Source organism: Pseudomonas sp. MC6 (assembly GCF_054790575.1).
Genome location: NZ_CP186504.1, coordinates 2,076,882 through 2,099,829 on the forward strand (window position 1 = coordinate 2,076,882; position 22,948 = coordinate 2,099,829).

Annotated in this window: 24 protein-coding genes and 1 riboswitch; of the genes, 17 read left to right on the forward strand and 7 right to left on the reverse strand. The window is 57.1% G+C overall.

All coding sequences use genetic code 11. The features are described 5' to 3' along the window. The first annotated feature begins 147 nt into the window (after positions 1 to 147). From ACOYXE_RS09305 to ACOYXE_RS09335, 7 genes are all read left to right on the forward strand, one after another. Complete coding sequence (locus ACOYXE_RS09305; RefSeq protein WP_405123938.1) at positions 148 to 1,164, forward strand: GlxA family transcriptional regulator; 1,017 nt, start codon at positions 148 to 150, stop codon at positions 1,162 to 1,164. 130 nt (positions 1,165 to 1,294) lie between these two features. Further along, a complete protein-coding gene (locus ACOYXE_RS09310; protein WP_160057592.1) occupies positions 1,295 to 1,666 on the forward strand; it encodes a response regulator transcription factor in 372 nt (123 codons plus the stop codon). A 296-nt stretch (positions 1,667 to 1,962) separates the two neighbouring features. Then, the gene (locus ACOYXE_RS09315) at positions 1,963 to 3,165 is read left to right on the forward strand and encodes an NAD(P)/FAD-dependent oxidoreductase (RefSeq protein ID WP_160057591.1); all 1,203 of its coding nucleotides are present in this window, start codon (positions 1,963 to 1,965) and stop codon (positions 3,163 to 3,165) included. 53 nt (positions 3,166 to 3,218) lie between these two features. Continuing rightward, entirely contained in the window at positions 3,219 to 4,148 is a 930-nt protein-coding gene (locus ACOYXE_RS09320; RefSeq protein ID WP_460928851.1) for an MBL fold metallo-hydrolase, read from the forward strand. A gap of 205 nt (positions 4,149 to 4,353) precedes the next feature. Further along, on the forward strand, positions 4,354 to 5,703 hold the full coding sequence (locus ACOYXE_RS09325; protein WP_160057589.1) for a PBS lyase: 1,350 nt from the start codon (positions 4,354 to 4,356) through the stop codon (positions 5,701 to 5,703). 92 nt (positions 5,704 to 5,795) lie between these two features. Next, complete coding sequence (locus tag ACOYXE_RS09330) at positions 5,796 to 6,251, forward strand: GNAT family N-acetyltransferase (RefSeq protein WP_160060081.1); 456 nt, start codon at positions 5,796 to 5,798, stop codon at positions 6,249 to 6,251. 148 nt (positions 6,252 to 6,399) lie between these two features. Continuing rightward, entirely contained in the window at positions 6,400 to 6,876 is a 477-nt protein-coding gene (locus ACOYXE_RS09335; protein WP_405123939.1) for a short chain dehydrogenase, read from the forward strand. A 47-nt stretch (positions 6,877 to 6,923) separates the two neighbouring features. On the opposite strand, the gene ACOYXE_RS09340 is transcribed toward ACOYXE_RS09335, so the two are convergent. Next, positions 6,924 to 7,358 (reverse strand): HhH-GDP family DNA glycosylase, encoded by a 435-nt coding sequence (locus ACOYXE_RS09340; protein WP_460928854.1) that lies wholly within the window; start codon positions 7,356 to 7,358, stop codon positions 6,924 to 6,926. 195 nt (positions 7,359 to 7,553) lie between these two features. Between ACOYXE_RS09340 and ACOYXE_RS09345 the strand changes: the two genes are divergently transcribed. Both ACOYXE_RS09345 and ACOYXE_RS09350 read left to right on the forward strand, forming a co-directional pair. Then, positions 7,554 to 7,802 carry a DUF6555 family protein gene (locus ACOYXE_RS09345; RefSeq protein ID WP_016984867.1) on the forward strand — a complete coding sequence of 83 codons (249 nt, stop codon included), beginning with the start codon at positions 7,554 to 7,556 and terminating at the stop codon, positions 7,800 to 7,802. 2 nt (positions 7,803 to 7,804) lie between these two features. Continuing rightward, complete coding sequence (locus ACOYXE_RS09350) at positions 7,805 to 8,197, forward strand: GFA family protein (RefSeq protein ID WP_460928856.1); 393 nt, start codon at positions 7,805 to 7,807, stop codon at positions 8,195 to 8,197. A gap of 80 nt (positions 8,198 to 8,277) precedes the next feature. Here the strand turns inward: ACOYXE_RS09350 and ACOYXE_RS09355 are convergent, their stop codons facing one another. Further along, positions 8,278 to 9,288, reverse strand: a complete 1,011-nt coding sequence (locus tag ACOYXE_RS09355; RefSeq protein ID WP_460928858.1) for an NAD(P)-dependent oxidoreductase — start codon at positions 9,286 to 9,288, stop codon at positions 8,278 to 8,280. Positions 9,289 to 9,774: 486 nt separating this feature from the next. Here ACOYXE_RS09355 and ACOYXE_RS09360 point away from each other — a divergent pair, with 486 nt between their 5' ends. Next, a complete protein-coding gene (locus ACOYXE_RS09360; protein ID WP_160057584.1) occupies positions 9,775 to 10,137 on the forward strand; it encodes a DUF6124 family protein in 363 nt (120 codons plus the stop codon). A 225-nt stretch (positions 10,138 to 10,362) separates the two neighbouring features. Further along, on the forward strand, positions 10,363 to 10,581 hold the full coding sequence (locus ACOYXE_RS09365) for a hypothetical protein (RefSeq protein WP_007916145.1): 219 nt from the start codon (positions 10,363 to 10,365) through the stop codon (positions 10,579 to 10,581). A 370-nt stretch (positions 10,582 to 10,951) separates the two neighbouring features. On the opposite strand, the gene ACOYXE_RS09370 is transcribed toward ACOYXE_RS09365, so the two are convergent. Beyond that, positions 10,952 to 11,143, reverse strand: coding sequence for a hypothetical protein (locus ACOYXE_RS09370; protein WP_405123943.1), 192 nt, complete (start codon positions 11,141 to 11,143; stop codon positions 10,952 to 10,954). Positions 11,144 to 11,636: 493 nt separating this feature from the next. Between ACOYXE_RS09370 and ACOYXE_RS09375 the strand changes: the two genes are divergently transcribed. Then, complete coding sequence (locus tag ACOYXE_RS09375) at positions 11,637 to 11,999, forward strand: DUF6124 family protein (RefSeq protein WP_405123944.1); 363 nt, start codon at positions 11,637 to 11,639, stop codon at positions 11,997 to 11,999. Positions 12,000 to 12,337: 338 nt separating this feature from the next. Here the strand turns inward: ACOYXE_RS09375 and ACOYXE_RS09380 are convergent, their stop codons facing one another. Together ACOYXE_RS09380 and ACOYXE_RS09385 are read right to left on the reverse strand one after the other, a co-directional pair. Continuing rightward, complete coding sequence (locus ACOYXE_RS09380; protein WP_460928861.1) at positions 12,338 to 14,008, reverse strand: hypothetical protein; 1,671 nt, start codon at positions 14,006 to 14,008, stop codon at positions 12,338 to 12,340. Between the two features lie 508 nt (positions 14,009 to 14,516). Continuing rightward, on the reverse strand, positions 14,517 to 15,764 hold the full coding sequence (locus tag ACOYXE_RS09385) for a hypothetical protein (RefSeq protein WP_460928862.1): 1,248 nt from the start codon (positions 15,762 to 15,764) through the stop codon (positions 14,517 to 14,519). A 733-nt stretch (positions 15,765 to 16,497) separates the two neighbouring features. Between ACOYXE_RS09385 and ACOYXE_RS09390 the strand changes: the two genes are divergently transcribed. Both ACOYXE_RS09390 and ACOYXE_RS09395 read left to right on the forward strand, forming a co-directional pair. After that, the gene (locus tag ACOYXE_RS09390; RefSeq protein WP_460929806.1) at positions 16,498 to 17,058 is read left to right on the forward strand and encodes a nucleotidyltransferase family protein; all 561 of its coding nucleotides are present in this window, start codon (positions 16,498 to 16,500) and stop codon (positions 17,056 to 17,058) included. 99 nt (positions 17,059 to 17,157) lie between these two features. Then, entirely contained in the window at positions 17,158 to 17,625 is a 468-nt protein-coding gene (locus ACOYXE_RS09395; protein WP_405123949.1) for a thiol-disulfide oxidoreductase DCC family protein, read from the forward strand. Here ACOYXE_RS09395 and ACOYXE_RS09400 read toward each other — a convergent pair. Both ACOYXE_RS09400 and ACOYXE_RS09405 read right to left on the reverse strand, forming a co-directional pair. Further along, entirely contained in the window at positions 17,609 to 18,100 is a 492-nt protein-coding gene (locus ACOYXE_RS09400; RefSeq protein ID WP_405123950.1) for a DUF2269 family protein, read from the reverse strand. The genes ACOYXE_RS09395 and ACOYXE_RS09400 overlap by 17 nt on opposite strands. Before the next feature lies 1 nt (position 18,101). Further along, positions 18,102 to 19,229: a saccharopine dehydrogenase family protein gene (locus tag ACOYXE_RS09405; RefSeq protein WP_405123951.1), complete on the reverse strand. Its 1,128-nt coding sequence runs from the start codon at positions 19,227 to 19,229 to the stop codon at positions 18,102 to 18,104. A gap of 167 nt (positions 19,230 to 19,396) precedes the next feature. Then, positions 19,397 to 19,602, forward strand: a riboswitch (cobalamin riboswitch). A gap of 92 nt (positions 19,603 to 19,694) precedes the next feature. Here ACOYXE_RS09405 and ACOYXE_RS09410 point away from each other — a divergent pair. Genes ACOYXE_RS09410 through ACOYXE_RS09420 form a run of 3 tightly spaced genes read left to right on the forward strand, consistent with a single transcriptional unit; the run spans position 19,695 to position 22,914 of the window. Continuing rightward, complete coding sequence (locus ACOYXE_RS09410; RefSeq protein ID WP_405123952.1) at positions 19,695 to 21,632, forward strand: TonB-dependent receptor plug domain-containing protein; 1,938 nt, start codon at positions 19,695 to 19,697, stop codon at positions 21,630 to 21,632. After that, positions 21,632 to 21,991 carry a (2Fe-2S) ferredoxin domain-containing protein gene (locus ACOYXE_RS09415; protein WP_160057578.1) on the forward strand — a complete coding sequence of 120 codons (360 nt, stop codon included), beginning with the start codon at positions 21,632 to 21,634 and terminating at the stop codon, positions 21,989 to 21,991. The genes ACOYXE_RS09410 and ACOYXE_RS09415 overlap by 1 nt, the downstream gene beginning before the upstream one ends. Continuing rightward, the gene (locus ACOYXE_RS09420) at positions 21,988 to 22,914 is read left to right on the forward strand and encodes an ABC transporter substrate-binding protein (protein WP_460928866.1); all 927 of its coding nucleotides are present in this window, start codon (positions 21,988 to 21,990) and stop codon (positions 22,912 to 22,914) included. The genes ACOYXE_RS09415 and ACOYXE_RS09420 overlap by 4 nt, the downstream gene beginning before the upstream one ends. The last annotated feature ends 34 nt before the right edge of the window (positions 22,915 to 22,948 follow it).

Sequence of the window (22,948 nt, forward strand, 5' to 3'; positions counted from 1 at the left end):
GTCCATGATGGCAAACGCAGCCAGAGGCCAGCCAAACGGTCGCGCAGCAGGCTAGCAGTCGGCGCGCGTTGCCGACAGGCCAGAAAACCCTGAAAATCGGCCATGTCGCCTCCGCCCCACTTCAGCCGATTGAACAGGCAGATTTTGATGTCCAGCGCCTTCCCACAGCCTCGCACTTCTGCCGCGCAATCACGCGACGTGGTGTTCATTGCCTACCCGCGCATGAGCCTGCTCGACCTCAGCGGCGCACAAACGGTGTTCTGGGCGGCGAGCAAAGCCTTGGCCGAACGCGGTCAACCCGGTTATCAACTGCACACCGCCAGCCTTGACGGCGGTTTGGTGTACACCGTCGAAGGTCTGGCCGTGGACACCCGCGCGCTACGCGATCTGGACATTGCCACGCTGGACACCCTCGTCGTCCCCGGTGCACCGGACATCTGCCAGACCCTCGACGAGCATGGTCAACTGACCGACTGGCTGCGTCGCAAGGCGCCAAGCGCGCAACGCGTGGTCTCGGTGTGCAGCGGCGCATTCCTGCTGGCCAAGGCCGGCCTGCTCGACGGCTGTCGCGCCGCGACGCATTGGGCCATGTGCGAAACGTTGCGCGAGCGCTTCCCGGCAATCGAGGTGGATGCCGATGCGATCTTCATCCAGCAAGGTTCGGTGTGGACATCGGCCGGGGTCACGGCCGGTATCGATCTGGCGCTGGCGCTGGTCGAGGCTGATGGCGGCCGCGAAGTGGCCTTGCAGGTCGCTCGCGAACTGGTGGTGTACCTCAAGCGCCCCGGTGGTCAGGCGCAATACAGCACGCTGCTGCAAGCGCAAGTGCAGGAAAGTCCGTTGTTCGACTCACTGCACCTGTGGCTGATGGACAACCTCGGCGATCCCAAGCTGAGTGTGGAGCGTCTCGCCGAGCAGGCCAGAATGAGCCTGCGCAACTTCACCCGGGTCTACAAACAGAGCACCGGCCGCACGCCGTCCAAAGCCATCGAATTGTTCCGCCTCGAAGCGGCCAAGCGTCTGCTGGAAAACTCAGCGCACAACATCGACAAGGTCGCGCGTCTCTGCGGCTTTGGTGACGAAGAGCGGCTGCGCGCCTGCTTTCAGCGGCACCTGTCGATTTCACCGCGTGATTACCGCAGCCGCTTCAGCCGTGAAGGCTGATGGCCCGAACGGCTGAGAGTCAAAGGGTCTCGACCGACTATACCTAGGTATAGTTTTGCGCCAGTGCGGACGGCGTATGGTGCAAGAACGACAGGAGTCGTAACGCGTGCCCATCCGGCCAGGGAGCCTTATGCACAACACGGTTGTCATTGCAGTGGTTGACGACGACGAGGCCATTCGCAGTGCGCTGAACAGCTTGCTGCGCGCCAGTGGCTACCGGGTGCTGAGCTATTCCAGCGCCTGCGCGTTTCTTCAATCAACAGGCCCCTCGCAGACGCACTGCCTGATTTCCGATATCCAGATGCCCGGCATGAGCGGCCTGCAACTCCATGAGGCATTGCACGCGCAAGGCTGGCGCATTCCGGTGATTTTCGTCACTGCTCATCCCGATGACGTGAACACCCGAGTCCCCGGAGTGGTGGCTTGCCTGCCCAAGCCCTTCCAGGCTGATGACTTGCTCAGCCATATCAAACAAACCCTGAATAAAACACCTCCCGCGTAGGAGCTGCCGAAGGCTGCGATCTTTTGCTGTTGCCCTTTAAAAGCAAGATCAACAGATCGCCGCCTTCGGCAGCGCCAACAGTTCGATACCTTCGTATACCTCCCCTCAACGCATGCGTAATCGACGCACACCGATGGACAACTGCGCCCGCAGCCCCGACGCCATAGCATTGTTTTCGACAGCGGGCGACTAAGCGCCATGCAGTACGGCAAGCAGTTTGCGGCGGCCAGTGATCGTCTCGCCAGAGTCGAAACCACGACTCGGTTTATCCAACCATCAGCGTCAGGGAGCATTTTATGAAACAGCAATTATTGGTGATCGGTGCAGGATTCGGCGGACTCTGGAGCACGTTGAGCGCCGCGCGTTTGCTGGACATGCATGACCGTCACGACGTGGAGATCACTCTGCTCGCCCCGCAAGCCGAACTGCGCATCCGTCCGCGTTTCTACGAACCCGACGTGCACAGCATGTATGCGCCGCTCGACGCACTTTTCGACGCTGTCGGTGTGCGCTTCGTCAAAGGCACCGCTGAAAGCATCGACGGCCAGGCACGTCGCGTCGGCTATCGCGATGAAAACGGTCGCCCGGGCGAACTTTCTTACGATCGCCTGGTGCTGGCCAGCGGCAGCCAACTGGCCCGTCCGCCAGTGCCGGGCCTGAAAGAACACGCCTTCGACGTTGACCAGATCGAATCTTCGGCGCGGCTGGAACGCCACCTGATCTCGCTGGCCAGTCAGCCGGCCAGCAAGGCCCGCAACACTGTGGTCATCGCCGGCGGAGGCTTCACCGGGATCGAAACCGCAACCGAAATGCCGGCCCGTTTGCGCGCCATTCTGGGTGAGGGTCAAGACGTTCGAGTGATCATCGTTGATCGCAGCAAAGACATCGCCGCGACCATGGGCGACGGGATTCGCCCGTCCATCATCGAAGCCTCGAAAGAACTGGGCATTGAGTGGATCGTCGACGCCTCGGTCGCCGGCGTGGATGCCAACGGCGTAACTCTCGCCGATGGCCGCCACATCGAAAGCAACACGGTGATCTGGACCGTGGGTTTCCGCGCCAGTCCATTGACTGAACAGCTCAACGCCGAACGCGACGTCCAGGGTCGTCTGCACGTCGATGGCAACCTCAAAGTGCAAGGTCTCGATCACGTATTCGCCGCCGGCGATGTCGCCCGCGCCGCCACCGACGACGTCGGTAACTTCTCGGTGATGTCTTGCCAGCACGCCATCAGCCTCGGTCGTCACGCTGGCAACAACGCCGTCGCCGATCTGCTCGGCGTGGCGCCAACCACTTACCGTCAGCCGAAGTACGTTACCTGCCTTGACCTGGGTGCCTGGGGCGCCGTGTACACCGAGGGCTGGGATCGCCAACTGAAACTGGTGAAAGCCGAAGCCAAAGAATTGAAGACGCAAATCAACAGCGTGTGGATCTACCCGCCGGCCGCCGAGCGCAGCGCCGCGCTGGCCGCTGCCGACCCGGCAATTCCGGTGGCTTGATCGCCCCCCTTCAACCTCGAACCGATGTCTTGCCTGAGTACAAGGAGAACACCATGACCGTGCATCTGGATTCCTTCACCGCCAATAGCGCAACCCTGCAAACCCCGCCCGAAGAACTGGTGCCGTCGCGCTACGCGCTGCGCCTGGGTGACATCGACGTGATGGTGATCAGCGACGGCGTCCTGCCGCTGCCGACCCAGACCATGTCGACCAACGCCGATCCCGAAGCCCGTGCTGCGTGGTTCAAGGAGATGTATCTGGGCCCCGACGCATTCGACTGGGCACTCAACGTGCTGGTGGTGCGTAGCGGCGAACAGGTGATCCTCGTCGACGCCGACCTCGGCGGGCAGTTCCCCGGGTTCCCCCGCGCCGGACAATTTCCCAAACGCCTCGCGGCGGCCGGTATCGACCTACGCGATGTCACCGACATCGTAATCACCCACATGCACATGGACCACATCGGCGGCCTGCTCGTCGACACCGTGAAAAACCGTCTGCGCGACGACGTGCGCATCCACGTCACCGCCACCGAAGTCGACTTCTGGACCTCGCCGGACTTCACTTATACCGACATGCCCGCACCGGTGCCGGATGTATTGCGCTCCACCGCCAACGCGTTCATCCAGCAATATCAAAGCAAACTGCGGATCTTCGAAGACACGTTCGAAGTCGCCCCTGGCGTCGTCGCCAAACTCACCGGCGGCCACACCCCGGGCCACTGCGTGGTCTACGTGAGCTCCGGCGACGAACGCCTGACCTTCGCCGGCGACGCCCTGTTCCCGGTGGCCTTCGACCACCCGGACTGGCACAACGGCTTCGAGCACGACCCGAATGAAGCGGTGCGCGTGCGCGTCCGGCTATTGCAGGAAGCTGCGGCCAGTGGCGAACTGTTTGTCGCCACGCACCTGCCGTTTCCATCGGTGGGCCGTGTTGCCGTGAATGGCGAGGCGTTTCGCTGGATTCCGGCGATCTGGGATTATTGATCGCGATTGCGTTGTGCACCTTCGCCCGGCCTGTGTCGGGCGAAGGTGTGTCTGGGCCATGGACAATCCATCCTGAATTATGGCGACGCGCCGTGGCTCGTCGCACTGCCCGGATGGCAGCGAAGATATTTTGTGCTCGGGCGCCAGTCGCGTAGGCTGACGCTTTTGCGCAAAACAATTTGCCCCCGCAAGGACGCACTGCCCGATGAACACCACACAAGACTGGCTGACCCGGTTGGCACGCAAGCAAGGACAGCCTGCCACTTATGAGGACTACCGACGCAACGAGGCGCTGGAAATACTCGCTCACGTCGGCAGCACCGGCACATGGGCAGACGTAAGTAATCACGCCAACGGTTTTGTTCGTGAAGTCGCTGTGCGAGAAATGTGCAGGCAAGCGTCTGCCGAAGCATTGGCGGTGTTGATCGAACGCCTGAACGATTGGGTCCCGCAGGTGCGCGACCTCGCGGCGGCAGGCCTGCAACACTACTTGTCGCCCGCCCACACTCAGGCTTGGTTGTCCGCCCTTGGACCGTTGATGGCACTGGCAGCGCAACGCCGGGTCGACCACAGCCAGACGCTGTCGACGGTGCGCGCACTGCTGCAATCGGCGGAATGCCGGGATGAGGTGTATGCCGACTTCTTGCATCGTCAGGGTAAAACCGCGCGCTACCTGTTTACGCTGTTGCTGGAAAACCCTGAAAATCCCGAAACCCTGCTGCGCAGTGCTCTGGCGCATCGCGAGTTGACCGTACGCTTGATGGCAGTGCCGGCGAGTGCGATGTTGCCGGCGGCACAACGTCTGCCGTTGCTGCTTGAAGCGATGTCACACCCGGGCGCCAAAATCCGCGCGCTCGTGCTGTATGCGCTGCTCCCGCTCCTCGCCGATCCAAAACCTGTTCTGCGCGAAGCCTTATTGGATGTGTCACCCGCGGTGCGCAATCTGGCACTGTGGGCCGCACCGCGTAACGACGTTGAGGCGCATACGGTCCTCGCCGAGCGCTTGAGTCAACCTTTGCCCACAGCAAAACAACACTGGCTGGGCGTGCTCGGCCTGACCAATGAACTCGCTGACACGTTGCCAGAGCACTGGCATGCCCGCGCATTACGCTCGGCTTTTGTCACCGTGCGACAGGCAGCAGCGCGCCTGCTTCGCGATGATCAATTGCCTGAACTGTTCGCGGCACTCGACGATCCGTCGGATAAAGTTTTTTCGGTGGTGATTGCGCGACTGGACAAAGTGTCCTGGCCGCTGTTGATCCGTGGAGTGAAAGCCAAACTTGATCAAGACTGGCATGAACTCCCGTTGGCGCGGCGCAGCGCCATTTTCCAACTGCTGCCGACCTGGCAACAAGTCGGCTACTTGTTAAGCCGCCTCGACACGGGGCATGCCGGACAGAATTACTGGATCAGCCAAATCGAATCGTGGTGCGACAGGCAGTATCTGACTGCCGATCCGATAACGCCCAAGGCCGAGCGCGACGCATTGCGGGAAAAGATTCGGGAATTGACGTCAAAGGGGCTGATCCGCTCGGGTGTGCGTTTGCTCTCCTGAGTGATCCGGACTGATCAGCGCGGACGTTGTGAATCGCCTATTAGGCACCGGATCGAACAACCCACGCCGTAAATCGGGAGAGCGCTGGCTTGATCAATTACCTAATTCGAAAGGCTACGCATACAGATGCGCCGGCCATCAGTCGAACCATCACCCACACGCTGCGCGAGTCCAATGCGCAGGATTATTCTCCGGAAATCATCAATCAAGTGACGCAACACTTTACGCCTGAGGCGATCCTTCAATGGTTGACCGAACGCCAGGTACTCGTCGCAACAATCGACAGCCGAGTCGTCGCAACGGCAAGTATGGATAAGGACGTTGTCCGCAGCGTATTTGTCGACCCGCGCTATCAGGGCAAGGGCATTGGAAGACACCTGATGGCGCAGATTGAATCAAGCGCACTCGACGCAGGCGTGGAGGTGCTTCGTGTTCCCTCCTCAATCACCGCGGAGGGCTTTTACGCTTCGCTCGGCTTTCAGAAAATCCGCGACGAGTTCCACGGGGCGGAGCGCACGATCATCATGGCGAAAGCATTGGACCTGTAGCGCTGCTGCTTCGCCCGGCCTTCACCGGACGAAGTTGTTTTCACCGTTTGCCTGTCCGTTCCGGGACAACCGCTACCTTTCCTCATTTACATGGAACGACGGTCGATCCTTGTTCTCTACTGCTGAACCTACAGCGGAGGGATTGACCATGATTGCCCCTGAAACCGGTATGAAACCGGGTGAGCGTTATCGCATTGAAAGCGTCGAGCGCGCGCCGCAATTTGCTGGATTTTTCCTCGACGGCAAGTATTACCTGGGCCCCGAGTTGCAAACGGCCGTGGGCTGGCTCGAAGGGCAGAATTTCCTGTATGACCAACTCGATCCCAATGGCGAACCGGTTTATCCGGACAGAATCGTCGGCACTATCACCGCACGGACACTGGAGCTGACAGACGGCCTGCGTCTGAGCATCGAGGAAATGCCGTTTCAGGCAGAGGTCATTACGCCATTGCAGACGCTTGACGAAATAGCTATTGAAACCCGACCTCGGGCGATATCGCAGCGGCATACAGCAGCAGGCTTGCGCCAACCGATGCAACCTTCGGCGCTCCTGGTTGCAGGCGCTGCATTGCTGGTCGGGCTGTGCCTGTTGGCGATCAATCGTTCTGGTCGTCGAGTCAGGTAGCCTTCGCACGACGCGGGTAGTGGCCGCTGCTTTGTCACGGCCCGCGCTCAAAGGCTTATCGCAGAGCCTGCTTCGCGCATGAATATTTCCACGGTTTTCGGACCGATGCCGTCGAATTCTGCGAGGCGCTTTTCAAAGGCCTGACGATCAGCGCTGGCCTCGACCATATGGCTGACCGTGCCCGCGTACTCGTCGTTAAGCTTGCGTGCCAAGGCATGCAGCCGTACGGCGGTGGTCTCGTCGTAACGCACGTAATGCGCCTCCCCGAGCATCGCAACCAGCTCACGATGGCTGCACGCAGCGAGTTTGCGCGGTGTATCGCGCCCGTGTTTATCGACAATCACCCGATAGGCTTCGGCGGCGATTTCGGCCTGTATCCGCTTGCCCATCAGGAAACTGGCAAGCAGCCATTTGAACAGTGCAGCGTCATCGTTGTGCTTGAGCTGAATGTTCAAATCCTCGGCGCTGATCGTCTTGTTCACCGGTTATCTCCGGGGCTGAAATCGTGGGGTATTTTCGTCCGCGTGTGTGCTTGGCAGGCGCTTGATCTTTAGGCCGCCGCCGGTTCCAACCGTTCAAAGCAAAGCGTTTGTCAGCAGCCTGACACAAACCCCGAAAATCCTTTGAATTTTTTTCGTCGACAAAACTCATTTGCGTATGAGCGTAAGGAGGAACTCATGAGCAACGTCGACATCTTCGTCATCGAATACAAACTTCACGGCCAGCCAAAATCATTCGTCATCCGCGCGAAAACCATGCGCAATGCTGACGCATGGCATTGGGCGAGCTGCGATGCCGGCATTGCGCCGATTCCCAAACCTGGCAAGCCACCGTTGAAAGTCATCTCCAAACCCCAGGCCGAGCGGTTCGGCATTACCGAGGTGAAATGGCGCGAAACGGCAACGGTGGACTGGATGGAGGCTTAGTCATGCTCAAACAAATCGGCAACACGCTGATCCGCCGTGACCACCGCGCCAGTTGCCATTGCGGCGCCGTTATCCTCGAAATCCACTTGCCCGAAGGCCTGCCCACGCCCCACCGCTGCGACTGTTCGTTCTGCAAACGCCGAGGCGCGATCGTCGCAGCGGTGCCGGCTACGGACTTGAAGGTCATTCGCGGAAAATCTACGTTGTTGAAGTACAGCTTTGGCCAGCAAGTGGCCGAGCATTTTTTCTGCGGTAACTGCGGGATTTACACCCACCATCGACGCAGCACCAATCCGCATGAGTTTGGTTTCAATGTGGGGTGTCTAGAAGGGATCAATCCTTATGATCTGGGTGAGGTGCCTGTGGCGGATGGTGGGCCTTGGCAGTCGCCCTAGGGCTAATGGCCGCTGGCGAGCACATCGAGGCTCGCCAGCGGTTCAAAAAGCAAGATCGGCATTGCCGAAAGCGACCTGCCTTACTGCAGCACTTTCAGCTCAACCAGCTCACCGCCCTCCTTGCTCAGACGCCCCAGATAAGCACCGGCCTCCAGCAACTGATAAGGAAAGTACAGACCTGCCGGAGTGGGTGGCTTGCCATCCAGCCCGAGCAGTCGTTCCAGCAACATGGCCACGCTGAGCCCTGTCAACGCTGCGGCACCTGCCGGGTGAACGACGGCATGCCGTGTGTGCAACGTCCGACCCTGGCGATCCTCGCCGACCATTTCGATGAGAATTTCAGTCGACATCGGCCGACCCGCGCGCCGCGAAGAACTGACCCCGCTGGCCAGATTGAACTGCACATTTGGCGCGTCGGTAGCGGCAGCCAGCCCGCTAACATCAATGGACGAGAAGCCAGAGGCTTGCATCGACGTGCCGTCCAGCGCACGGAAGCTGACGCTCTGCTCCTCACCTTCACGCCAGATGTAATTGCCATCGCGCCGCGTCAGGGCAGCGGGCAGCATTCTGCTCAAATGCTCGAAATCTTTGGCCACGGTCGGCCCGCCGCCGTCCTCCTCGTCGACCAGCGCATCGATGCGAATATCGCGCACCCGGGCAAATGCCTCAGCAATATGCAGCGCCGCCACCGTCGTCGCGCCCACCATCCATTCGTAACCCAACACAATGGGCGACGCACCAGGTCGATGGATGAAATTGGCGATTTGCGGCGCAATCTCGAACACGCCAGAAGAAATGCTCAGGTGCGGCACCTTGCGCTTCTGCGCGAAACGCAGCCCGGCAAGAGAATGATCCATGTAGAAAACCGCCACAGCGCTGACCGGGCGATCGCCCAACCCCAGGTCATCGGCAGCAGGATCAATGACTACGCCCTGCGCCCCGCCCATTTCCTCGGCAGCCTGTTGAACCTTGGCCAGGTCGCGGCCGCCGATCAGTAACGGCACCTCAGGATAGGCAGCACGCAACGCTTCGGCAGAACGGTGGCCGATGGCGCCGGATCCGCCCAGAAACAAAATCGGATGAACTGACATGGGTATCCTTCCTCGTCTTTTTGGGTTGCAACTTAGTGTTGGTGCGTACCTTGGCGTGAGGGTTCCAACGCAATGATCTGAGTATTGACGCATGCCATTTTGAACGGCGTGTTGATGAGGCGTGTTTACGAGTTTTCCATCACTGTTTAAAAGACACGCCGCGTTACCGGCTCAAGGCTACAACGTCTTGCGCCATTGCCTACGACTACGCCAGAATCCGCCGGCTTGTGCGTCTGGGGCGCGGGTTTTATCGTTTCCGGGTCACTGAAAAACAGTGATCGGGTTTGGTAGCCCGGTATTTCCAGGCGCATCGCGCACCTCTCTCAGAGATCGTACCTCTTGATCTCCGTTTTATGGTGGCCATGCGTAGGGCGTCCTCGGGCGCGCCGGGTTCCTGGACCGGTCTACCAACCTGTGCATGGCCGCCACCCTTCGTTTGGTAGCGAATCGTGATGGCTCCTCAATTGTTTCCCAGGAGTGTCATCTATGTTCAAAGTCACACCCAACCCACCAGAAACCGACCCAGTTTCACCCTACAAATTCCCAGATTCCCGAACACTCAACGACGCGGCCGAACGCGCCCTCGACTACTACCTAACGCCAACCCAACGCATCATGGGCAGCGAAAAAAAACACGCTCCCATGTTTCTGGCCAACTCCGACTACGACAGCGAGTCCCTGCTCGTCAACGCCAGCGAGTCCCTCAGCTCAGCCACCGAAATGCTCTGCAACTTCGCCGCCCTCCTTGACCCAGGCCACCGCAAAACTGCGCTGGGGATTGCACAAGTGGTGATGCTGGGGGAATTGGCGGTGAATCAAGCGCTGGATAATGTTGTGCCGGTGGATTGATGGGTAATCCCTTTGTGGCGGGTCTCTGGCTGCTGCCACAAAGGGATCAAGATTGCATTGGGTGTCTGCTTTAGGCGAGCAGCGACCGGTCGCATGATAAATAAACCTTTCCCCATTCCACCCGGCAAAAAGTTCCCCTTCCTTGAACCATGAAGGCAATGTGATAGCATGCGTTCGCCCCCCGGAGAGGGGGAATTTTTCTACATCCTGCAAGGAATATGCCCCGTGAAAGACTTCGTCATCAGCGTCAACAACACCGTCCTCTATCTCTCCCTGGCGTTCATCTGGCTGGTCGCTATCGTCGCGATTTTCACCAGCGGGTTCCTCCCGGCACTGGGTATCTTCGTGGCTGGCACCCTGTGCTGGTGCATCATTTCCGGCTTCTGGTTCGTCCAGTCGGCGACCTACGAAGAACTGCGCAAGCTAAACGCGAACAAAGGCTGAAACGTCAGGGTGGAGCAATAAGTCCCCGCCCTACCCTGAGCGCTTGGTTCCGTGCCGAGCGCTCTCGCCCACTTTGAATGGCTCGCATAAATCCCGCATTCTCCGAAATCCTGAAATTCCCGCCATTCCTTTTCTGCCAATAAAAGCCCAGTACTATCTTTCAAGAAATATCCCCGTCCCTTGTTCTCATCCGCTGAGTGACGAACTAAAGGTGGTTTGGTTTGGGACATTTTCTGACTGTGCCATAGCTGACCGACATCAGAGCTGCACTCTCATGGCATCTCAACGATTTACCGGTCGAATACGACTATGTAGAACAAAAAGAAGAAATGGGACAGATTTATTCTCTGAAAATAAATCTGTCCCTTTTTTACTGATCGGCAGCAGGATCAATGACCACGCCCTGCGCCCCGCCCATTTCTTCTGCGGCTTGCTGAGCCTTGGCCAGGTCACGGCCGCCGATCAGTAAAGGTACGTCGGGATGGGCGGCGCGCAAGGCTTTGGTAGAAAGGTGGCCGATGGCGCCGGAGCCGCCCAGAAACAGAATTGGATGAACTGACATAGGTATCCCTCCTCGTCTTATTGGGTTGCAACTTAGTGTTGGTGCGTGCCTTGGCGTGAGGGGTTCCAAGCCATTGGCTGAGCTGGAGGATGGACCGACGAATGTCAGTTTGAACGGCGTGTTGATGAGGCGTGTTTAGGAGTTTTTCGTGGTTGTTTAAAAGACACGTCGCGTTACCTGCTTAAGGCTACAACGTCTTGCGCCATTGCCTACGACTACGCCAGAATCCGCCGGCTTGTGCGCCTCAAGGGCCACCGGTAACTTGGTTCGCATCACTGATTCCCAGTGATCGGGTTTAGTAGCCCGTGGTAAATGAAAGTGCACAAGCGTCCATCAAAAGGTATTCACGTACCTGCACTCGATGGCGGCTGTGCGTAGGGCGCCCTCGGGCGCGCCGGCTTTCTTCTTTTCCCCGGTCTACTAACCTGCGTACAGCTGCCACCCCCTGTTTAGTAGCTCGGTGCGGCGGCCACATAACAGGAAAAAGAAGAACATGTTCAAGATCACGCCGAACCCGCCGGAAACAGATCCGGCCTCCCCGTATGAATCCCCCAACTCCAAGAAATTCCACGAAGCCGCCGAGCGCGCCCTCGATTATTACCTCACGCCAACCCAACGCATCATGGGCAGCGACCAGAAACACGCGCCCATGTTTCTGGCCAACGCCGACTACGACAGCGAATCCCTACTCGTCAACGCCAGCGAGTCCCTTAGTTCAGCCACCGAAATGCTCTGCAACTTCGCCGCCCTCCTGGACCCATGCCACCGCAAAACTGCGCTGGGGATTGCGCAAGTGGTGATGTTGGGGGAATTGGCGGTGAATCGAGCGCTGGATAATGTTGTGCCGGTGGATTGAGGGGTAATCCTTTTGTGGCGGTGATCAGGTTGCTGTCACAAAGGGATCAAGGTTGTATTTTGTGTCTGCTTTCGGCCAAAAGCGGACGTTTGTGAGCGACAGCTTCCGGCCAGAAAGAGCCAGACGGAACTTCTGCGGTTTGGCGATCGCCCGGAGGGCCATATCTTCGTGGTCCAGGGAAGCAATGGAATCGCCGGTTTGACGTTGGGCTTACTATCCTTTAGGCCTGAATCGGCCTTTAAGGCTAAGTAGTGGGTTCGACTCTGTATTCAGTGTTGCGTAGCTCAGATATACACGCAGGGCAGATAGATCAAAGCCAAGTACAAAATACGACATGGTTAACCTTTTTTGTTCTGGCGGTTCTTGACTATTTCCCATGCGTCATCCAGTAATATTCGGAATGCGTTATCTTTTTCGGGCACTGGATGAATTAGGAGGTCATTGAGTGTGCCCTCATACAAAAACTGACCATCCAAATCAAGCGCATAAATCAGCTTTTCTTGAATGTCTGCGGCATCATTAGACTTGAGATACTCACAGTATGCTTGATTTCCCAGAATTGACCCCTCGTTAGGCCTTAACAATAATGCTTCACCGAGAAGAACTGCGGCTTTATTTAGAGTTTCTTGCCTGAATTCTTCATCAGACCATTGTTCTTTAGCATCGCACATATAGATGAATGCCTTACCGCTTTTAAGATCCCCCAGCTCTTGCTTAATCTCTAAATCCTCTGACCTTCCAAACTGAGCAAGAGTATCTTCATAAACACTATTAATTTCATGCTTTTGATTTAAATCCCATAGGTTTGAGATTTTATTGCAGCGTATCGTAATTAAATGGCTTTGTATTTCTAGTGTTTTTGTGTCATTAAATCGTTTCTCGAAGACCTCGCATAGCTCAAGCGCCTCTTGATGTTTTTTCAGGAGTCCTAATCCAACAACTTTATTAGTCATGGCATGTGCCATGTCCTCGCCATGCGATAGCATGTCATCTGCTTCAAGTTGCGAAATTAGCATATCTAAGAGTTGGTTTAGCTCTTCAAGCTTCCCCAATAACCCTAAACAAGTTGCCTTCCCATTTAACGAGGTTGCTACTGATTTTCTCAAGAGAGGATTATCAGTGACTGCGAATTTCTGGATGACCTCCTCATATATTCTAATCGCTTGGTCATATTGTTTTAAATCCGTTAGTGCGGAACCGGCGTTAGCGAGAGCTTGTGCAACTTGCTCTGGAGACGCTGAGCTATCATCAGCAGCATCACGCCAGAATCTTGCGGCGCGTTCATTATCTCCCACCCTGTAAGCATCAAATGCTCTGTTATTCCAATCTTTAAACGTATACTCTGACTCTGGTTTGTTTTTAGCCGCAATAGCTGCCTCAGAAAGCGCAGTTGCGGCAAGCTCTGAAATATTTTTCTTAAAAGAATGTTGCCCACTCACGGACAATTGCATTTCTTTAATAGCTAAATCCGCACCATGTTGTACACGCTGGATATGTGTATTGAAACCGACCTCCGCTTGTCCTTCCATTTGCTGCAGTTTACTTTGCAGAGCGTCTAACCGGCTTTGCAGTTCGTGTGCATGTAGTTGAAACCAGTCGTTAGCGGTGACCTCAGCCTCTTTTCTAGCTTCTTTTTGAGCTTCTATTTTGGCCTCATTTCTAGCTTTACGTGAGACCGAAAAGTATCCAGCCAAACCAGCTAGTGGTAGCGCAATACCCAGTGCAGAAAGCAGTATCCCCAAGATGCTGAGATTTTGATCTATGTGCGAGTTCTGAGTATCGAGCCGCTTATCTTGAATTTCTAAGCGTGATGAGAGAGACTGAATGTCTTTTTGAATACTTTCGCGAATGTTATCTAAGCGAATTTGAGTTAGATCTTTATAAGTTGCAAGATCCAATGCCTCTTGTTTGACGGTGGCAGCATAACTGAATGAACTTAAGCATAACCCGCCGCATAAAAAAGCTATGAGTGCGACTATTCTGAACTCTCGCTGATGAAATCCCGCCATCGGGTTCGACTCCTTTCATTTGGCTTAAATCTCACATTCTCGCCGGGTGTAATCTCGAATCACAGCTTTTTTTGTGACGCGCCTCGGTGGGCTCCGCTGCTAGCACCTCCTAACCTGCTCGTAAGGACAGCGGGCTAAGTAACGCGATAGCTGCTTTGTAAATTACGCAGGAGCTTTGGGAGCAGGGATATGACGAGTTGGGCAGCTACCTATCCCAATCCATCATCGGAGCTAGCCAGCTGCCGCTTTCGGCCAGAAGCGGACGTTCGCAAGCGGTCGCTGAAGGCCATAAGCAGCCATTCGTAAATGTCCGATTTCGACCCATAGCTGCCGCTCGATAATTAGCGGTAACGACCGAACCTTTAACCGGGAGCAAGGCTCAATGCCAATCCTTGGGGTCGCTCTGGAATAATTCTAGTTCAAGCCGACGAAGCTCCTCAAAGCCCCGTCTTACATAGTGGATATGCCCCTTGCTACCAATGGGCTGCATGGGGGCACCAACCGAGTATCATCGGGGGTCAAATAGAGCTTTGATCTGCGCTATCGGATAGTCGAGCTGATCATTGTAAAATACCGCAAGCGTGCAATGTTCTTGTTGATTGGCGTCTATTCTGTACGGAATGATTACACTCTCAATAGATAGCTCGACACTATTCGTAACTATAAGCATCAGCGCATGATCTCTAGTAAGCAGTTTTTCTGAAAGAAGACGATATTTGTTTTGGGGCTCAAATGCGGTATTAATAGGTTCGATCGTATCATTGGTAAACTGCAGGGCAAGTGCGCCCGGACGCTTACCGGTTAACTGTTTATTTAAGGCTCGCTTGGATAATTTCTCCACTTCCGTCCAGATCCGGACATCTCCAGCGTGTACAACCCTAATACCTTTCAACCTGTCTTCTGGGCTATGACACGCTACGAAAGCGGCTACTGAGCCAGGTAGGGACTGCGCAGCGTTAAAACACGCGTCCTCATCCATAGGGTCGCCAACCAGAGGACAAAAATCTTCAGTGACCGAGAAACCGATGCCTTCTAAATTGCTCCCCTTGGCTTCGATCTCGCTGGCTAGATTAACAACGAATGTCTTGAAGCTCTTTTCGTCCGTGGGCACGGATTCAGTCAAGGCAATGGTCAAGATGCTTGCGAAATCTTTCTTGGCTGGGAGAAGCCTTCCCAGCGAAATCTTTTCCAGCAAAGCACCTATCAAACGGTGCCCGTCAGCAAGGCGTACCGCGAATCCTTTATCGCCTGCGAAGGACTTGCACTCAAGCTCAAAGGGCTCTAAGCCTCCAGGCGGATAGACCAATAAGTCGAAGGTCTCCTTACCCTTGCTTTCTTCTGGCCAATCGATAGTGCATCCCCTAGACGTCAGCACATAGGCCATGTAGAGCTCATACTGCAAAGCACGCATATCGCTAGAAAGTTTGAATGCGCCCTCAAATCGTTTTTTCAGTTCCTTTGGCCCCGGCTCACCACGATCGACAGCTTCGCAGAGTTCTACTACCCGCTGAACGAATAGCATAGTCTGATACATTGTGTTCCATTCGTAACCTGTACTTAGTGCGTACTTATGCCTCTCCCAGAACGTCAGGCCAAAGGCGACTGAGCTATCTAATTCCTCTTGGCCGCCGCGACCAGCGAACTGCTTTGATAGTTTACTAATATTTTCTACAACTTTAAGCCAAGGTTTGGTGGGATATAGATTAGTCAGCCGGTTATAGATATCCGGAAAGCCTAATATGGTAAGGGTGATCAAGGCGTTGTTTCCTTACTTCAGCACTGGATCCGGGCGCAGCCAGAACGGGCGCGCCTCCTGAATCGCACTCTACCTCAGGGACCCTCGGTACACCACTGTCGGTGCTGGAGGGGATTTCGATGTCTAGGTCTCGCGCCGGCACATACGCTTCTCGGGACGCAGCATCCATCAACTTGCGTCCCCGCTCCCCCCGGAAGCTCCACAGCAGACAGAAGCGGCAGGCTCTAAATCTTTGAGGAAAACACCTCCGGTATATTCTTTTACCTATCCTTTTTCCTAGGGGTTTTAAGTGGCTTGTTCATCGATTTCTCACCTTCAATGACCCAATCTGGATCTCCTGATCTGTTATCAGCCACTGTTGGCTGTTTACTGCTCTCCGCGAACGTCCGCTCTGCGTGGATTCTGTTGAAAAAGTCGGCTTCGAATTCCACGCCAGAAAAGTACCGCCTGAGATTGAAATCTGAATTTTTGGCAGAAGGTTCAGTATTCGGATTTCACGTAACAGCGCGCAACAGAGGTGTTTTCATCCATCAATATTCGAATGTTTTGGGAGAACCGACTTTTTCAACACAATCCGTCGAAAGCACCCTTTAGTGACTGGCTGCTATTGGCCGAAAGCGGACATTCACGACGATCCGCTTCTGGCCAAAAACAGTCGAAAGCATTCATCGAATGGCACGATTGTGGCTACCTTTGACAAGATCAAATGACCAAGCGCAATGAGAAAACCCCAATGCAGCACGAAGCACAGCTAAAAACCCTGCTCACTCAGAATCCTGTAAGGATGAAAATCCTGCGCATAGCTCGCGATCTGAACTTGCCGGACTGCTGGATTGGCGCCGGCTTCGTGCGCAGCCTGGTGTGGGATCATCTGCATCAGCGCCAGTCTTCAGCGCTGCGCGCAGATATCGATATCATCTGGTTCGACCCGGCACGTGCCAGTGCGCAAACCGATTCGACACTGGAAGGCACACTATCGAGCCTCTGTAGCGAATTGAACTGGTCTGTAAAAAATCAGGCTCGAATGCACTTGCGCAACGCCGATGCTCCCTATCGCTCCGCTGCCGATGCAATGACCTATTGGCCCGAAACCGCAACCGCCGTCGCTGCCAGACTTGATCATCACGATGAGATAGAGGTTTTGGCGCCGTTCGGGCTGGAAGATCTGTTCTCGCTGGTGGTGCGGCCAACAGAGCGATTCAGAATCGAAAAACATGCCATGTTTCTGGACCGCATTCGAGCCAAAGCGTGGCGTGAGACTTGGCCCGACTTGATGTTTGTCACGGAGCGATGAGTTCCCCCCCCCGCCGGTTCTTGCCAGGTACGGCCATTCGCAGACAGCAACTTCTAAGGCTATGATCGCAACATTCCAGACTCTCCCGAACCCAACCCCATGCCCACCTCAAAAACCCGCCCTACCGCCGCCCCGCTCCTCAATCCCGGCGAATCCGTGGTCCTGTTCGACGGCGTCTGCAAACTCTGCAACGGCTGGGCACGCTTCCTGATCCGCCACGACCACCAACACCGCGTACGTCTGGCCGCCGTGCAATCCCCCGAGGGTCAGGAGCTTCTGGCATGGGCCGGCCTCCCCATCGACCAATTCGACACCATGGCCGTCATCCGCGACCGCCACTACTGGGAACGTTCCGACGCCTTCTTCGAAGTCATCCGCCAATTACCCGCCCGCTGGCAACCGTTGCAGTTGCTGCGCGTTTTCCCCCGCAGCCTGCGCGACTGGGCCTACGACCGTATCGCGCTAAACCGCTATCGCCTGTTCGGTAAATACGACACCTGCCTGCTACCCACTCCGGACCATGAACAGCGCTTCCTGAAAGCCGCAGCACCTACACCAGAAAGCTGAACAACTGCACCGGCGTCATCTTCGTGACCATCATCAGCACGATGACAAACATTCCGGCAAAACCCATCACGCCCATCCAGAACCATTTCCGGTACACGGCTTGATACTGCTCATCCAGCGCCGCGCCCACTTCGTTCGCACTCGCCGCCATCACGCACAGGCGTTTCTGCAACAGCAGCACCGGCAACCACAGCGAGCCGACGCAGAAGAAGATGATCAGCGACATCAGCACCCACTCGGTACTCATGCTCAGCCCAGAAAGCCGCATCAGCAGATAACCGGTGATGATCTGCACGAAACCGGCCGGCGTGGTGATCCACGTGTCGAAGCCGACGACCATGCGCGCGACGTGGGCGATCACTTGCGGGTTGCGCGTGCGGCTGGCGGCGATCAGGTAGAGGTAGGAGCCCATGCCGAAACCGAACAAAAAAATCGCGGCGATGATGTGCAGGTATTTCAGGCACAGGTAGAGCATGTCAGCGCTGCCCGTCCGAGAAGTTCACGACCAGACTCAGGTTGGCCGGGTCGTTGATCGCGGCCATGTACTCGGCGACGCTGATTTCGCCCACGCACGGTCGGGCGCCGGCGGCCGGTACGTAGCCCGAAGCCATTTTTGTTGCCAGGGCGACGGCGGCGCAGCTGGGGATTTCCGGGCCTTTGTCGTTCAGGGCGGTGAGTTGCGCGGTCATCGACAGCGGTTTGCCGTCAAACCCAAGGCCCCGAACGTCGATGTACATCGCGCTTTTGCCATCGCCGAAACGCTCGAAGCGCAGGCCCAGTCGATGCAGTCTGCCGGCCCACAGCGCATGGTCGCGCACCAGCCCCACCTTGAGAGCCTGCGCCAGCAAGCCGTTGGCGATGCCGCCGAGTTTCAGCCCGGCGCCGGCCTTGAACTTCAGGGTCTGCGCGCCATAACGGCTGGCGAAGATGTCCATGTCCGGGACATCGACGTTGGCCAGCAGCCGGGTGCCCATCTGCGGCATTTTGCGCAAGGTCAGGTCCAGCCAGCCGGACACTTCATGCACCTTGCCGTTCTTCAGCTGTTTGATCGGCTTGCCGGCATAGGCGAGTACGCCTTCGATGGTCGACAGCCCCGGCATTTTCGCCGATGAGGAAATGCCGTGTTCGATCGAGTCGATGCGGGAAAAGCGCTGGCGCTGTTCATCGATGATTGCCGACGACAGCGTTGGGACCGAACTGCAACCGCTGAGAATCGCCACGCCGGCCAGTTTCGCCCGCGCATCGAGCACGTCGATGCCATTGACGAAAGTTCGGCAGTCGGCCAGATCGCAGTAGTTCACGCCCGCGTCGATGCAGCTCTCGGCGACGGCATAGGATTGCCCCTGAAACGGCCCGCCGGTGTGGACGACCAACTGAATGTTCAGCGCCCGCAATGCGTCTTTGAAATCGGCGCCCATGGCATCGCCGCACCAGCCTTCGCAGACATTGCCCGATTGACCATTCAGTTCATCGACTTTGCGCTGCAATTTTTGCGGATCACGGCCGGAGAGTACCAGGCCGATCTGCGGCATCAACGCCAGATGCCGGCACACGATGCTGCCGAAATTTCCGTAACCACCGACCACCATCACCCTGAACGGCATGCAATTCTTCCCTAAGTCATTCCATCACACAGGCGTGCAGGATATAGGGCCGAACGTCGGCAAGCCATTCAGATCAAAGCGATCGCTCAGGCGTCCATAGGTGGTACTGGCAGATCCAGATTGAGGAGCACTCATCGGCAAGTTGACGAACGGTCTGTCGAATGTTCAGATGCCGGCCAGTTTCAGGTGTCCCATGCCGCCGTGCATGGGGTGAAACGGGAAACCGGTACGTTCTTTTCGAACCAGTCCGGTGCTGCCCCCGCAACGGTATGCGCGTGATGCTTTCGATACACCACTGTGGCCAGACGGCCATGGGAAGGTGAAAGCCTCGATACGCGCGAGCCCGGAGACCGGCCTGGAATTTCGTTTGGCAAAATCCTGCGGTGGGCGGGCATGGGCCGGTATTGGCTGTGCGCGATGCCTTCTCTTGCATGCTCTTCTGCGAAGATCCTTTTCGAGAAGACAATGATTCGACCTTTCAACACTTCTGCTCCAACCCTTTTGTGCGGCTGCCTGTTCAGCCCACTGCTGCTGGCCGACGACGCGCCGCTGGAACTCAATCAGCAAATCGTTTCTGCACCGTCGGTGGAGTCCACCACTGTCGCCGAGATGGCGAAGTTCGGCAGCAAGGTCGAGATCGTCAGCCGCGAGCAGATCGAACGCGCCGGCCCCAGCGCCGATGTCAGCCGCGTCATGCAGATGTTCATTCCCGGCTTGTACGTAGCGCCGAAAAACGGCCCGTTCGACTACGGCACCTATTCGCTGCTCGGCGGGCGCAACGACGACACGCTGATCCTGCTCGACGGCGTTCGATTGAACAATCGCCTGTACGGCGGCCTCTATCTGGACACCCTGCCGGCCAACGCTATCGAGCGCATCGAAGTGCTCAAGGGTGGCCAGAGTCTGTTGTTCGGCACTCAGGCCGTTTCCGGCGTGATCAACATCGTCACCCGCAGCCCGCAATCGCGCAAAACCTCTGGCGAAGTGAATCTGGGCGCCGACAGTTTCGGCGGCACCACCGAAGACGCGCGCGTCGAGAACATCTTCACGAACGGTTTCGGCGATCTCGGTCTGCTGGCGTATGTCAGCCACAACGTTTCCGACGGTTACCAGCCCTATCGCAACCGCGACATGAAAAACATCAGCGAGAAGCGCCGCGCCTACGAAGTCACCACGTTTGGCGGCAAGGCCATTCAGTCGTTCGGCGAGGATGCGCGGCTGGAACTGTTCTACCAATACGCCGACGCCAACCTCGACTTCGCCCGCCCGGTCGACAACCACAACACCACCAACGACCGCGTGCAACAGATCGCCACGGCGACCTTCGAGCAGACCATCAATGAGCGCCTGAGCTACTTTGTCAAAGGGCATATCAACGACTGGGACACGCGCTACACGCGGGTCAACAACGTCGTCGGCGGTGGCACCAAAGTCATTAACCACAACGACTATTGGGGCTTCACCGATTGGGGTGTGCAGGCCGAAGGCAAGGCTGAACTGCCCGGCGGCCATGTGCTGGTGTTCGGCACCGACAACCAGTGGTTCAAGGGCCAGGACGATGTGCTGATCATCGACAACGACAAGGCTGAAGCCCATGCGTTCTACACGCAATTGCGCCCGCAGATCGACGCCCTGCCCGACTGGCACCCGAGCATCGGCGTGCGTCATGAAGCCATGAGCGGCGGCGACAGTGCCACGGTCGGCATGCTCACTTCGCTGTACGATCTGAATGACAACTGGTCGGTGCGCGGTCAGTACGGCAGCGCTTACAAACTGCCGAACGCCGAGCAACTGTTCGTCAACGAACCGGGCGACGAGATCGGCAACCGTAATCTCAAACCGGAAAAAAGCCGCAACGTTGAACTCGGTGTCGACTACAAAGGCTTCTTGCTCGATCGCGAATTCAGCGCCAGCGTGACCCTGTTCAAACGCAAGATCGACGACTTGATCACCCTCGACGGCATTCAGTGGGTCAACGGTGAAGGCACGATCCAGATGCGCGGTTTCGAGGCCGACGCCAAACTGGCGCTCAACGATCAGTGGAGCCTGCAAGCGGACATGACGCGCAACCTCACCGAGTCGCGCACCGGTGTGACGATCAACGACATTCCAAGCTTTTTCGCCCGCTCGCGGGTGGGTTATGAATCGGAAAACCGCCTGTGGGGTGCCGGCGCTGCGATGCGCTACATTCGCGACATCAAAAGCTCGAAGCAAGTCGAATACGGCAACTATTCAGTGGTCGACGCCGACGCTTATCGCTACCTCGACAACGTCCACCAACACCGCGTAAGCGTGCTGGTAGAGAACCTGTTCGGCCGTGATTACGTCACCAGCCGTTCGAGCAACGTCGATAACCTCGGCCGGCCGTTCACCACCGAAGTGCGCTACACGTACCGCTTCTGATGAGTGAAATCACAACCGTCGACGGCGTCGACACGCACCCGGACTGGTCGCACGTGCCCGAGCATGCGCGCCATGTGTTCCTCTGCACCGGCCCGCGCTGCACCCAGCGCGGCGCCTTGCAGTTATGGAAAACCCTGCGTCGGCATTTGCTGGCGCACGATCGCATCGAGACGCCAGGCGGCGTCTTGCTGACCCGCACGCACTGCCAGTTTCCGTGCAATCTGGGGCCGATTGTGACGGTGTACCCGGAACGCTGCTGGTATGGCGTGCACAGCCATGAAGATGTGCAGCGGCTGGTCGAGGGGCATCTGGTGGGCGGTGAAATTGTCGCGGATTTGCTGATCAAGGCGCGGGGATGAGATCGATTATGTTGGCGCTTGGCGCCCTGCTCTGCTCAACGCCAGTGCTCGCCGACAGTTTCAGCAATTGCGCCGAGGACTGGCACTTTGCGACAACACCACCCTCGCGAATTGTTGCGCTCAACCAGCATGCGGCCGACATTGTGTTGGCGTTGGGCGCGGGGTCATCGTTGGTCGGGGTCGCCTATCTGGATGACAACGATGCCGGTCAGCGGCAAGCCGATTATTTCGGCGTGCCGGTAATCGCGCGGCAGTACCCGGCCAGCGAAGTGCTTTACGCTGCGAAGCCGGATCTGGTGATCGGCGGTTTTGCCACGGCGTTCGGCGACGGGGTGACCTCACGCTCGGGACTGGCGCGCAATGGCGTGGGTTCGTATCTGCTGGAATCTGCCTGCAACGGGCACTCGCTGGACTATTTCGCGCATGTACGCCATGACCTGCTGACGCTGGGCAAGCTGCTGCACCAGCCGCAAAAAGCCCAAGCGTTGATCGACTCCATGGAAAAGGACCTTGCCAGCGCCCGAGCCTTGGCCGGTGCCGGTAAACCGTTGTCCGTGTTCTATCTCGACAGCGAAGTCAAAGGCCTCGACAGCGAAGGTCAACGCGGGTTTGTCACCCCGCTGCTGGCGGCTGCCGGGGCACGCAATGTGTTCGCCGACATCAACCTCTATCGAGTCACCGTCAACAGCGAAACCCTGCTGGCCAGCGACCCGGACGTAATCCTGCTGGCCGACGCCGAATGGTCGCCCGCCAGGCGCAAACGCTATCTGCTGACCCACGACCCGGTGTTGTCGCAACTGCGCGCGGTGCGCGAGAACCGCATCATCGAGATCCCTTTCACCCACCTGCTGCCGACTTTCAACAGCGGCCGCGTAGCCTTGCAACTGACGCGGCAGCTCAATGCACTGAAGAAAAATAAATGAACCCGTCGCACCGCACGCCACCTAACGAACAGAC